This window comes from Streptohalobacillus salinus, assembly GCF_003201605.1.
Taxonomy (GTDB): Bacteria; Bacillota; Bacilli; order Bacillales; family Amphibacillaceae; genus Streptohalobacillus; species Streptohalobacillus salinus.
Window position 1 is genome coordinate 1 of record NZ_QJJR01000001.1, and the last position, 12,535, is coordinate 12,535.

The following is a 12,535-nucleotide window of genomic DNA, read 5'->3' on the forward strand; positions in this document are numbered from 1 at the left end:
GTTTTCTATATTTAAACAGAAAAAATGGTGCCAGTGAATATATTTTAATGGGTCATAACTGACGCATCAAAATCCCTTCACCAACACCAAATATTGTACAACCGTTTTTATTTGGGCACATACCCATTGGATAAGAGGGGGAAGGTCTACCTTATCAGTTTAAGGGAAGGTCTCCAGCGTCACTCAAGTTCTAAAGCGAGCTGTGCAGCGCTATTTGTAACAGTACGTAAGCTAAGCATTCGCTCATGAAAGTTTATTCTGAGCAATGACCTCGTTGAAGCAGAAGGGCCAAATAGATAAATGACTAATCGAAAAGACGTCCACCCTGTCGCTTTTGCGGGGTGGACGTCTCTATGAAGGCTTCATCCGGTTAATCCAACTAAATTTTTATTGCGCGACGGATGTCGTACTATTTGCTGTAAGTGGATAAGCCTCATTATGAATGTTTACAGTGACGTCAACGTTTGTTTCGTTGGTCACCTCAACGTTGTCCTGGGTGACGCGAATCATTAAGCGTGCGCCTCTAAATACAATTTTGAAGGAGAAAGATGTCCACTGGCCTGGAATGAATGGGTTAAGGTACAATTGGTTGTCGATGACTTTCATTCCACCAAAACCTTCGACGACAGACATCCATGTCCCAGCCATACTTGTGATGTGACACCCATCTTCCGTGTCATTATTGTAGTTGTCTAAGTCAAGCCGAGCGGTACGTAAGTACATTTCATAGGCTTTTTCTTTGTACCCTAATTGACATGCTAAGATGGCGTGGACGCATGGTGATAATGATGATTCATGGACCGTCATTGGTTCGTAGAAGTCAAAGTTACGCTTGATCGTCGCTAAGTCATATTTGTGATTCAGGAAGTACATGCCTTGTAAAACATCGGCTTGTTTAATGAAACAAGAGCGTAATATCCGGTCCCACGACCAGTTCTGGTTTAACGGCAAGTGTTTATCGTCAAGTTGATCGACGGTCATGATTTCTTTATCTAAGAAGTTATCTGCTTGTTCAAACACTCCCAAGTCTTCGACGGTCGGGTAATAAATTTTCTCAATAATTTCTTTCCACTTCGTCGTTTCGTCTGTGGTTAAGTTCAATTGATTGATCCACGTTTGGTAGCGGTCAGGATCAGACGCTTTAAGGTGCGCTAAAGCTTCAAGCGTGTACTCGAGTGTCCACGACGCAATCCGGTTTGTGTACCAGTTGTTGTTGACATTATTCTCATACTCATTCGGTCCAGTGACCCCGTGCATCATATAGACACCTTTACGGGGAACAAAGTGCACCCGTTCTTCCCAGAAACGCGCAATTTCAACGAGTACTTCAATTCCTCGTTCACCAATATAAGCCTGGTCGCCGGTATAGTTGACATAGTTGTAAATCGCATAAGCAATCGCACCATTACGGTGAATCTCTTCAAAGGTAATTTCCCATTCGTTGTGTGACTCTTCCCCGTTCATTGTCACCATTGGGTAGAGCGCACCTTTAGTAAAGCCAAGTTTAGCAGCGTTTTCTTTCGCTTTTTCTAAATGATTATGACGATAGACAAGCAAGTTACGCGGAATTTCTTGATCCGCTGTTGCGAGATAGAAGGGTAAACAGTAAGCTTCTGTATCCCAGTAAGTGCTGCCACCATATTTCTCACCCGTAAAACCTTTTGGTCCAATGTTTAAGCGGGCATCTTCACCCGTATACGTTTGATTCATCTGGAAAATATTAAAGCGAATCCCTTGTTGAGCACTCACATCACCTTCAATAACAATGTCGCTATCTTGCCATTTTTTTGCCCAGGCTTGTTTCTGTGCGTCTTTTAGTTCGGCAAAGCCGAGCGCCACAGCAGCATTTAACCTATCGGTTGCGACCGTTGTTAGGGCATCGGTTTGATGGTCACGGTTAGTCACATTAGCGGCGTACTTATAAATCGCAGTTGTGACGCCTTCTTTAAGCGGTGCATCAAAGACAACTTCCGCATACTTCTCACGCGTATTTACCGAGCGCGGCGTGATTGCTTTACTATCAAGGTAGACGTGTGTTTCCTTCATAGCGGTATAGACAAAGTCTAACTTTTTCGTTTTGACTGTTACTTCAGCGCGATTACCTTCGGCTGTTTGAGTGATCCCTGTCCAGAACTTCTCATCATAGTTGGCATCGCTATTGATAATGTCACCATCTAAATAAGAGCTAATTTCTGCGGTCCCGTCAAAGTTAAGGGGTGTGATCAAGTATTCAATCGCACCTATTTCTTTCATCGCAAAGCTGACAAAACGGGTCGCTTCTACTTTTAGTTCGTTACCATTTGAAAGGGTAGCGATGAAGGTACGGTAGAGGTAACCTTCTTTCATATTTAGTTCACGTTTAAAGTTTTTCACCGTCGCGGTATGAAGGTCTAAAGGTTCACCATTTATGACGATGTTTAACCCAATCCAGTTGGTTGCGTTTAATACTTTGGCGAAATATTCAGGGTAACCATTTTTCCACCAACCGACACGTGTTTTATCAGGATAGTACACACCCGCCATATAACTCCCCTGGAGCGAGCTACCGCTATACGTTTCTTCGAAATTGGCACGTTGGCCCATGTGACCATTGCCGATGCTAAAGACACTTTCGGAAATTTCATGGTTTGTTTTGTTAAACCCTTCTTCAATAATGGACCAAGCATGTTCTTTTAAATACGGTTTCATAAATTGTTCCTCCTCACGATAACAAGCGCAATCGCTTGCATCCCTATATAAAAAATTTTATTTGACTAACCGACTGAAATGCATGTCGGATAAGTCTTGAATATAGTCATCTGCGCCGGTCAATATGTCAGCGTCACCCACACCAACCACATACATACCAGCATGTTTACCCGCCTCAATACCTGCTTGTGCATCTTCAAAGACAACGCAGTCTTTCGGGTCAATCTTTAATAATTCAGCCCCTTTTAAAAATACTTCTGGGTCTGGTTTTGCTTTTGAGATGACGTTGCCATCAACAATCGCATCGAAAGTATCATATAAGTCAATTTGTTTTAAAATAAGGGGTGCATTTTTACTTGCTGAGCCGAGAGCAAAGGGTACGCCTTTCTCTTTCAACTCAGTTAAAAAGCGTTCCACACCAGGTAAGATTTCTGAGCGGTCCATCTGTTGGATGGCTTTCACATACTGCTCGTTTTTCTTTGCGGCAAGTGCTTTCTTTTTCTCTTCTGATATGTTGATGCCGCCAATTTCTAATAAAATGTTCAATGAATCCATCCGGCTTACCCCTTTTAAGCGTTCGTTATCAGCTTCGGTGAATTCAAACCCAAGTTCAGCTGCTAATGCGCGCCAGGCGATAAAATGGTGTTTCGCAGTATCAACAATGACACCGTCAAGATCGAATAATATTGCTTTTGGTTCTCCCATGGCGATCCTCCTCGTGAAAAATATCTACTTTCATCATACATGATTGTGCAACGAAATGAAAGCGATTTCGCATAAAATCCAAGAAAAATAATATAACTTCTGTATTTAAGAGAATAAATGAATAGAAGTTATCGATACAGTTGTGATTGTTAGACAGGAAGATATTGATTTTTTATGCAATCGGTTTCGTTAAAGGCTCAAAATACTGGCATTAAATCAGTCGTCTTACACGTGCATGTGCGCTAAATCGCCAATAGGTGTCACGGCGTTACGCCTAATTAAGTGATTTGCCTTAGTGATTAGGAAGAAAATATTAAAAAAGAGCAACTTTATATGGGTATAGGGATGTGCTTATGTTAAACTGGAGTTGTCTATTAATTGGTAAATACAGTTTTCAAAGATGTTGAAAATTGTGGAGGAGGAGCTCATGAAAAAGATTGTAAGCCTATTGTTTATCGTTACCTTGCTGTTACCGCTCGTTGCTTGTGGGAATCAAACCGAAGAAATTGTTATCCCTTCTTCGTTTTTCTCTGAGGAAGAAGTCGAACAGATTATTGAAGAAGTAGATGGTGACGATGATGCTGAAGTGACCATTAACGATGATGGAGATTTTGTCTATCAAATGCCAAAAGCTGAGTATGACGAAATGATGACTGAATTAGCGGATGATATTGATGAGATGATTGAAGGTATAGTTTCGGATGAATCAATATCCTCGGTAACGTCAATTGAAGCGAATGGTGATTATTCGATCTTTACGATTACTGTCGACCGGGCAGATTTCGAAGAAGGTTTTGAAGGCATGTTTGTAATGGGATTAGGGATTAGTGGCGTATTTTATCAAATTTTTGATACAAGCAGTGACCAAGAATCGGTTACGATTGAATACGTCGATGCTGAAACAAACGACGTGTATGATTCAATTGTTTATCCAGATGCGCTAGAAGAATAGTAGAGGGTAACATATGTCGCATGGAGGTGTGGGAGTGAAAAATCAGACAAAGGAAAAGCTACGGCAAGAAGAATGGAAAAAGGACCCAACCGCTGCTATGCGTGATGGGTTTGAGCGTGGCAACGCCGGAAGCTTAACTGAACTGGTTAGTGGCTTAGGTTTTAAGGGTTTTCTTGCAGTTATTGTTGTGATAACGGTTGTCTTCTTACTCACCACTTTCTTATAGGGGAAAATCGCCCACTTTGATTGTGCATGCGTTTATGCAGCGCAATCAAAGTGGGCGATTTAGTCTTTGTTTCACGATAGTTAGAGGTGAATCTTCACCTACCGATCAATCACAGTGGTTACTGTTTTTTGTAACGACGGTGACCGAAGAAACTGATAAATGCAAGGGTGATTAATAATAAACCGATTAAGATGAAATTGTAGGTTGATGAAGCGGTATCAGGGAGGGACTCACCGGTGGTGGCGCTCTCCTCATCTGTTTCATCATTTTCTACTTGGGTCGAGTCATCATTCGTAGGCTTTGCATCATTCGTTGTTTCTTCTTCATTTGAGTCTGCACTTGGTTCATCTTGGTTCGCTTGTTCATCAGAATCATTTGAGCTGTCCGCATCAGTCGGTGCATCTGTTTGAGCAAGCTCGCTAACGGCATACAAACTAAAGTGCGAAAGTGCAACAGTAACTGTACCTGCTTCTTGATCAACCGCTTCTGGAAGAAGTGTTTCTAATAGTTCACCGTCTTCAGCTAAATAGTGAATCACAAGGTTATCCCAGTCGGTTACATCAGCATTTAAACGAAAGGTGACATCAATCGCTTCGTCGAAGGAAAGGCTACCTTCTGCGTTTGTTAAACTAAACTGATAGACATTACTCTTAAGGTTTTGTGCCGTAGTGACAGAAACTGGCGTAACGGTTAAATGAACCGTACCTTTTCCTTTGATGGCGCTTGTTGGAAGTGTCACCACTACCTGTTCTTTTATGATTGTTACGGTTTCATTTGTTAAGGCATTTGTGACTGCCTCAGTCAGGGTAACGCTGTCTTTGTTTGTTGTTACGCTGAGGCCAGTATCTGTTGTTTCAAACTGGTCGATTGAGCTGATGACCTCGCTCTCTTCGTCAGATTCAGGTTCATCATCAGGATTCGGTTCATTTTCGTCTGTCGGTGGTGTCTCGTCTTCAGTTGTATCTTCATCTGTCGGGTCCTCTGGCAAGTCACCGACACGATACAGATAGAAATCATCTAACGATCCCCAAGCGCCTGGGTTTGCTTCAATATGTGCGCCAATCGTGAGTTCTCCGTTTGTTACGTGAATGTTAGGAATTTCAGTGTATTGCCAATTTGCCCAGCCGTTAACAGAAGTTTCTGCACGGTAGCCAGTTGCTGACTCTGCAAATAAAGCAAGAGATGCATCAGAGTGATCGCCACCTTGATTGTACATCGATAAGTGGTAAACACCAGGTTCAAGATCAGTAAGTGTTTGGCTTACTTGAAGATCGATCGCTGTCTCAGACCAATAGTTAAAATGACGTGTGCCGGTTCTAGAATCACCTGCTGCTTCATTAAATCCTCCTTGGCCTTCTTCGTTATTGAAATCTATTGCCCAACCCTCACCCCATGCTTCGAAGCTAGGATCAGTCAGAAGGTTTGGTCTTAAAATGGTAAGTGTAACTGTAACCGTGTCGCCTTCAGAAGTAATACCTTCAATCGTATGTTCACCAACAGCTAAATCAGTGACATCGGCATTAGGAAAATCAACGGCAACAATTTCTGTTGAGCCATCATTAAAATGATAAGTCACCGTACTTGGTAAAACGGGTGCCTCACCGTAGAAAGCTTCCACTGCAGCAATCTGAATGTCTGTGACGTTAAGTGGTGCAACGGTACCTGTTTTAACGTATTCAAAAATATTTAATGTTGGAAGTGCACGACCGTTAAAGTCGAACAACGCTTGATTATCAACCGCGCTTCCGCCATACCAAACACCGGCATCATCTGGATCATAGCCCGCTGCATAGCTAGAAGCCCAACCGGAACCGTCTCGCTCCCATAGCATTTGATTGTTGTCAAAGGCATCAGGTGGACCAACGGGTAACCAAGCGGGTTCCCAGTAGAATACGCCAATGCCGCGCTCGCCAACATTCACAATTGATGAAATGGCGTCGTGTAACGCATCTGCTTGCCCCTGAATTGAATAGGGGTAAGGTGGATTATTTTCGGTACCCTTAATCGTATTCTCATGACCATCACCATCTTCATCGGTGTAAGCATAGCTCGTCTCAACCATTAAGACATCTTTGTCATAGTTGACGGCAATGTCTTGTAGAATCGCTGTTAAATCTTCTGGTGTACCGTGCCAGAAAGAATAATAGGAGGTCGCAAAAATATCGTAATCAACTTGCGCTTCCGCTAACGACTGAGCATAGTGAGGAAATAATCCTTTCTCAGGGTTAGTGAAATGAAGCGCAATAAGAATTGAGGGATCAAAGTCACGGACTGCTTTTGTTCCGGCGTTAAAGAGTCGATTCATATTATCCCAGCCGGTTTCTCCCGCAACGCCATTGTTTGTTTCATTACCAACTTGGACCATGCCAATAGCTATGCCTTCATTTCTAAGCTCGGTCAAGGTTGCAGTGGTGAAGTCATAAAGAGCTGTTTCTTTTTCTGCTAAACTAAACCCTTCCCATGCTTTTGGTGTCATTTGCTTAGCGGGATCGGCCCAGAAATCGGAGTAATGGAAATTAACAAGTAATTTCATCCCAGCCGCAGTTGCACGTTTCCCAATTTCAATGGCCTTTTCAACGTCATTGTTTCCACCGCCATAGCCATTGCCGTTCGCATCATATGGGTCATTCCAAATCTTCACACGTACATAATTAATGCCGCGTTCACTGAACAGTTCGAAAATATCTCTTGGATTGCCATCTTCATCAAAAAATGCGACACCACTTTCTTCTAAAGCGATGACAGAAGAAATATCAACCCCATTAATAAAGTCTTCAGGTAAATCCTCGATCCGATCGACGTGAATGTCAGCTTCGACGGGTTCAATGGTACCGGTATTTTCATCTTCCGTTGTAACCGGTGTGAGTGAAAATTGATCGAGATATCCCCATCCGCCTGGTTCAGTTGTGATGGTTGCACCAACGGCTACGTTAGTTAATTCTTCTTCAATCGTCACTTGGTAACTTAAGGTTTCCCACTCGCCCCAACCTTTGGTAGGGACAGCGTCATAAGCTTGTTCACCAATAAAGAGTGAGACATTGCCTGCGGTACCTGCTTCAATTGTTCCGCCACTCGAGGCCACACTTAATTCGTATGTACCGCTAGGGAGAGAAGCAAGGGATTGTGCAACGGTTATTTCACGCGTTCCAGCCGCTGCTGCCTCAATAAAGTAATTGAAATGATAACTGCCAAATTCAACATCATTCTCATGATGATTTATCGCAACATTGTCCCAATTGTTTGCCTCTACTTGCCAACTATCATCGTCCCAAAAGTTTGATTCGAAACCGGGATTAGTGATAAGGTTTGCCGCGGATACGGACGGCGCGAAACCGAAAACAACTAAGCCGGTTATAATTAAAATAAACATGTTTCTGATCGATCTGTTTTTCATTTCCCCACTCCTTTTAATATGTTATACCTTTATTATAAAACGCTTACACCAGAGAATATAGTTAATATAATTCGCTTAAATCTTCATATTTTTAAACGCTAATAACTGGAAATAGACGGACGATAGCATTTAAAAATGAAGGACTGCTTAATGAAAAATGAATGAGGATAGAAACGGTTGCTGCTTTCGGTTCTCGAAGTGATTGGAATGCATACATTAGGTGAGCAGTTAAACGGGAGGGGTGATTCGAGGATGCTAACATGCTGGTAGTCATGTGACCGTCACAATGGCGTTGTCCTGCTAATCCGAGGATACTATAAAGAGGAAAAAAAGCGGCTAAACGAAACAAAATCATAGACCGAATTCTTGTGCGTGATAGGACTAGCAGTCGAATTAAAAGAACCACTTAGCCTTCTAATGGCTAAGTGGTACGTGCACGATTTGACCGGAATCGGTTAGTGTTAACCCTTCATCTCTTAACCGTTTAATTTGTTCACGCCTAAGTTCTGGATCTTTTATGGATACCTGACCTTGTTTATTTACAACACGGTGCCAGGGGATCGGTTCGTTTGTTGATTTTAAGATGGCGCTAATTGCTCGGGCTGCACGTGGGTGTTGAGCTAGGAGAGCGACATCACCGTAACTGATCCATTCTCCTTTAGGAATGTTTTTAACGATTTGAAGCACATCTTTTTTGAAAGGAGAATCTGTCATTTGCTTAATGCCTCATGTTTAAAGCAATTTGTTTCGTGGTTATTGAGGAAGCCTGTGGCTTCAAGGAAACTATATAAGGTAACAGGACCTAAAAAACTAAACCCTTCTTTTTTTAATTGCTTACTTAGTTTGTTTGCTAAGTGTGCAGTAATCGGCGCATGAGCTTTTTGATCTAAAGCAAGGTTTGTTTCCTCAATTTTCGTGACTAAATAGTTATAGAATGATTGATTTTTTTCAATTTCTTGAACGATTTGCGCATGCTTTTTTAAGGTTTTTAATTTTTGCTCATGACGAATAAGACCGTCATTTTGTAACCACTGTTCAATTTGTTGGTCAGAATGCTGAGAAAGTTGGTTAAGATCGTAGTTAAAAAAAGCTTTTCGCATATGCTCGCGTTTTTTTAGAACAATTAAAAATGAAAGACCTGCTTGCATAACCTCTAATGTCATGGCTTCAAATAAAGCTTTTGTATCGCTTACAGGTTCTCCCCATTCTTTATCATGGTAGTCTATATAGATCGGGTCACTTGTGACCCAGTGACAACGGTGCACCATTTGCTTCATCTCCTTTTTAATAGTGTAGTTTAATTGCGACTGAATTTGCAACAGAAAAGAAACAAGAGGATACAAAGGAAGAAAAATTGATTTTAAAAAAGGATAAATAAACAACCAATCGAAAATTAAGGTGAAACTGTTACTAAATTGGTATAGACAACTATAATTATATATGCTAGGATGTAAGCGTATCATAATTAAAGAAATGGAGGGAATTACAATGATGAATTATTTACAAAGATTAGGGCGGTCGTTGATGCTTCCGGTTGCAGTATTGCCAGCAGCAGCTGTCTTAATGGGGATAGGTTACTGGATTGACCCATCTGGATGGGGTGGTGGAAACCCAGCAGCAGCATTCTTAATTAAAGCTGGGGAATCAATCATTGGTAACATTCCAATTTTATTCGCAGTCGGTGTCGCTTTAGGGATGGCTAAGGAGAAAGATGGATCAGCTGCACTTAGTGGTCTCGTCGGTTATCTTGTCACAACAACGTTACTATCTACAGGAACTGTGCAATTATTACAAGGAACAGAAGATGTTTCGATTGCCTTTGGCAATATTGAAAACGCATTTATAGGGATTATTTCTGGATTAGTAGCGGCAACAATGTTTGACAAGTTTAGTCATGTGAAATTACCTGATGCACTTGCTTTCTTTAGTGGGAAACGGTCCGTACCAATTATGACGGCAGTTTCAATGTTAGGGATTTCTGTTGTATTATTCTTTGTTTGGCCATTTGTATTTGAAGGGTTAGTAAGTTTTGGTGAACTTATTTCCGGCATGGGTGCGTTTGGAGCTGGCTTATACGGTTTCTTTAATCGTCTACTGATTCCAACGGGATTACACCACGCGTTAAATCAAGTATTCTGGTTTGACCTTGCTGGTATTAATGACATTCCGAATTTCTGGAGTGGTGAAGGTGTTAAAGGTGTGACGGGTATGTACCAAGCAGGTTACTTCCCAGTCATGATGTTTGGTTTACCGGCCGCTTGTTTAGCGATGTATCATACAGCTAAAACAGCGAAGAAAAAACAAGTAGCAGCCTTAATGTTTGCTGCTGGTTTCGCCGCCTTCTTTACTGGGGTAACGGAACCAATTGAATTCTCATTTATGTTTGTTGCACCAGGTCTATATTTAGTCCATGCACTTCTTACTGGGGTATCTTTAATGATTGCCGCACTGTTTGGTTGGACAGCAGGTTTTGGTTTTAGTGCTGGGTTCGTTGACTTTTTCTTAAGTTCACGCTTACCACTCGCCAACCAACCGTATATGCTAATCGTGCAGGGACTCGTGTTTGCAGTGCTTTACTACGTGATTTTCCGCGCACTCATTCAAGCACGTAACTTGAAAACACCTGGTCGTGAAGATGACGAAGAGAAAGAAATGGTTTCTTCATCAACAGGTGAAGATAAATACCGTCAAATGGCTGAAACAATTTATACAGCCCTTGGTGGTGATGCGAACGTACGAACTGTAGATAACTGTGTGACCCGCCTGCGTCTGGAAGTTGAAGACATGAAACAAGTCGATCAAGCTAAAATTAAATCAACAGGGATTCCAGGGATTAATGTGATCAATGATCATAACATTCAGGTCGTTGTGGGCACACAAGTAGAATCTGTTGCAGAAGAAATTCATAAAATTAGAAAAAACAACTAAACTAAATTAGTTAGAAGCTAGTCAAGCGGTAGGTGCACGCGCATTTACTGCTTGACTACTTTAATGACTAAATAAAAATGTTGAAGAGGGAGTGAGTAAAATGAAGAGGATCTTGGATTGCTATGCCTCAGATTTTAAAACGATGACTAAAGGTGAAAAACTTCGCGCGATCTCACTGAGTGAAGGACGGACACTCGTGTCAGAAACAGTAGTCACAGCCCCCGCCTTTTATTCTGGTGTGACCAATCAAGAAATTGTCGCTCGCTTTGGAGCTGACCTTATCTTGCTTAATATGTTTGATGTGTTTAATCCACAAATCGCAGGGATTGAAGCATCAACTGCAAGGCAACATATCGAGGAAGTGAGAGCGTTGACTGGTCGACTCGTGGGTCTGAATTTAGAGCCGGTTGATGAAGATGCCTTGGCGGATGACCACGTAATGAAAATACCAGAGGGGCGGATGGCAGTAGCAAAAACCCTGGAAAAATTAAAGGATTGTGAGCTGGATTTTATTTGTCTTACTGGAAATCCGAAAACGGGTGTGACCAATCAACAAATTAATAAAGCAATTCAATTGACTAAACAGATCCTAGGTGAAGATGTGTTTATCATTGCGGGTAAAATGCATAATGCAGGCGTTCTTGATGATTTACTCGCTGAGAAAACAATTGAACAATTTATTGAAAAGGGTGCGGATGTTATTCTAATTCCTTCACCAGGAACGGTACCCGGCATTTCTATCGAAGAAGCGACTAAATGGGTGAAAGCAATCCATGGACAAGGTAAACTGGTTATGAGCGCGATTGGAACAAGTCAAGAAGGAAGCCAAACGTCAATTATTGAACAACTTGCTATTCAAAATAAAATGATTGGTGCAGATCTTCATCATATAGGTGATGCAGGATACACTGGTCTTGCTATACCCGAAAATATTACTGCTTATTCAACAGCGATACGAGGGAAAAGACATACAATCGTGCGGATGTGTCAATCGGTGACGCGATGATTAAAGAGTTTTGTGCAGAAAACTATACGGCAATTAAAGAAGCAATTAATAAAGGAATTCACCGAATTGAGTTGTGTGATTATTTAGCGGCAGGAGGAACGACGCCAAGTATTGGCGTAATCAAGCAAACACTTCAAGCAGCTAAAGAAACAAAGATTGATGTTGCGGTAATGATTCGACCAAGAACAGGTGATTTTTGTTACAATGAAGAAGAACAACAGATTATGAAAACCGATATTAAAGTAGTTGAAGATCTGGGGGCAGAAGCGATTGTTCTTGGTTGTTTAACCGAGGCGAACCAGTTAGATGTTGCCGCAATGACATACTTACTCAGTGATGTGCGTTGTAATGTTGTGTTTCATATGGCCTTTGATCTCATTCCAGCTGACGACAAACAAACTGCCATAGATCAATTGGTTGCGTTAGGTGTTACACGTGTTCTACTACACGGGAAACATACAGATGTGATAACAAATATTGATGAGATTAATCAGTATATTGCCTATGCTGCTGGCAGGTTATCATTTGTTGTTGGTGGTGGGGTTACGTTTGATAATCTAGAATATTTAGCGAGTCATGTAAATACGGATGAGTTTCATGGGACGAAAATTGTAGAACTAGACAAATAAATAGATA

At 41.6% G+C, this 12,535-nt stretch carries 10 protein-coding genes; 5 read left to right on the plus strand and 5 right to left on the minus strand.

Features of this window, described 5'->3' with window-relative positions; translation table 11 throughout:
* Positions 1-387: 387 nt before the first annotated feature.
* Together DES38_RS00005 and pgmB are read right to left on the minus strand one after the other, a co-directional pair.
* Positions 388-2,688 carry a glycoside hydrolase family 65 protein gene (locus DES38_RS00005; RefSeq protein WP_110250025.1) on the minus strand — a complete coding sequence of 767 codons (2,301 nt, stop codon included), beginning with the start codon at positions 2,686-2,688 and terminating at the stop codon, positions 388-390.
* A 57-nt stretch (positions 2,689-2,745) separates the two neighbouring features.
* Complete coding sequence (gene pgmB / locus DES38_RS00010) at positions 2,746-3,393, minus strand: beta-phosphoglucomutase (RefSeq protein WP_110250026.1); 648 nt, start codon at positions 3,391-3,393, stop codon at positions 2,746-2,748.
* A gap of 427 nt (positions 3,394-3,820) precedes the next feature.
* Between pgmB and DES38_RS00015 the strand changes: the two genes are divergently transcribed.
* On the plus strand, positions 3,821-4,345 hold the full coding sequence (locus DES38_RS00015) for a hypothetical protein (protein WP_110250027.1): 525 nt from the start codon (positions 3,821-3,823) through the stop codon (positions 4,343-4,345).
* 34 nt (positions 4,346-4,379) lie between these two features.
* Entirely contained in the window at positions 4,380-4,571 is a 192-nt protein-coding gene (locus DES38_RS00020) for a DUF6366 family protein (protein ID WP_245881928.1), read from the plus strand.
* Positions 4,572-4,689: 118 nt separating this feature from the next.
* Here the strand turns inward: DES38_RS00020 and DES38_RS00025 are convergent, their stop codons facing one another.
* The 3 genes from DES38_RS00025 to DES38_RS00035 all read right to left on the minus strand — a co-directional run bounded on the left by DES38_RS00025 (position 4,690) and on the right by DES38_RS00035 (position 9,233).
* Complete coding sequence (locus DES38_RS00025) at positions 4,690-7,965, minus strand: glycosyl hydrolase 53 family protein (RefSeq protein WP_110250029.1); 3,276 nt, start codon at positions 7,963-7,965, stop codon at positions 4,690-4,692.
* A gap of 414 nt (positions 7,966-8,379) precedes the next feature.
* Positions 8,380-8,679, minus strand: coding sequence for an MGMT family protein (locus tag DES38_RS00030; RefSeq protein ID WP_110250030.1), 300 nt, complete (start codon positions 8,677-8,679; stop codon positions 8,380-8,382).
* A complete protein-coding gene (locus DES38_RS00035; protein WP_170114253.1) occupies positions 8,676-9,233 on the minus strand; it encodes a DNA-3-methyladenine glycosylase I in 558 nt (185 codons plus the stop codon). The genes DES38_RS00030 and DES38_RS00035 overlap by 4 nt, the downstream gene beginning before the upstream one ends.
* 220 nt (positions 9,234-9,453) lie before the next feature.
* On the opposite strand from DES38_RS00035, the gene nagE reads away from it, so the two are divergent.
* The 3 genes from nagE (at position 9,454) to DES38_RS00050 (ending at position 12,528) form a co-directional block, all read left to right on the plus strand.
* Positions 9,454-10,893 carry an N-acetylglucosamine-specific PTS transporter subunit IIBC gene (gene nagE / locus DES38_RS00040; protein ID WP_110250032.1) on the plus strand — a complete coding sequence of 480 codons (1,440 nt, stop codon included), beginning with the start codon at positions 9,454-9,456 and terminating at the stop codon, positions 10,891-10,893.
* Positions 10,894-10,993: 100 nt separating this feature from the next.
* Positions 10,994-11,899, plus strand: coding sequence for a DUF7916 family protein (locus DES38_RS00045; RefSeq protein WP_110250033.1), 906 nt, complete (start codon positions 10,994-10,996; stop codon positions 11,897-11,899).
* Positions 11,896-12,528 carry a copper homeostasis protein CutC gene (locus DES38_RS00050; RefSeq protein ID WP_110250034.1) on the plus strand — a complete coding sequence of 211 codons (633 nt, stop codon included), beginning with the start codon at positions 11,896-11,898 and terminating at the stop codon, positions 12,526-12,528. Before DES38_RS00045 ends, DES38_RS00050 begins: the two co-directional genes overlap by 4 nt.
* Positions 12,529-12,535 lie beyond the last annotated feature (7 nt).

Bases quoted from the DNA above. Each gene is read 5' to 3' on its own strand.
- DES38_RS00030 (WP_110250030.1), bottom strand. From the start codon at position 8,679: ATGACAGATTCTCCTTTCAAAAAAGATGTGCTTCAAATCGTTAAAAAC.
- DES38_RS00015 (WP_110250027.1), top strand. From the start codon at position 3,821: ATGAAAAAGATTGTAAGCCTATTGTTTATCGTTACCTTGCTGTTACCG.
- DES38_RS00025 (WP_110250029.1), bottom strand. From the start codon at position 7,965: ATGAAAAACAGATCGATCAGAAACATGTTTATTTTAATTATAACCGGC.
- pgmB (WP_110250026.1), bottom strand. From the start codon at position 3,393: ATGGGAGAACCAAAAGCAATATTATTCGATCTTGACGGTGTCATTGTT.
- DES38_RS00045 (WP_110250033.1), top strand. From the start codon at position 10,994: ATGAAGAGGATCTTGGATTGCTATGCCTCAGATTTTAAAACGATGACT.
- DES38_RS00035 (WP_170114253.1), bottom strand. From the start codon at position 9,233: ATGGTGCACCGTTGTCACTGGGTCACAAGTGACCCGATCTATATAGAC.
- nagE (WP_110250032.1), top strand. From the start codon at position 9,454: ATGATGAATTATTTACAAAGATTAGGGCGGTCGTTGATGCTTCCGGTT.
- DES38_RS00050 (WP_110250034.1), top strand. From the start codon at position 11,896: ATGATTAAAGAGTTTTGTGCAGAAAACTATACGGCAATTAAAGAAGCA.
- DES38_RS00005 (WP_110250025.1), bottom strand. From the start codon at position 2,688: ATGAAACCGTATTTAAAAGAACATGCTTGGTCCATTATTGAAGAAGGG.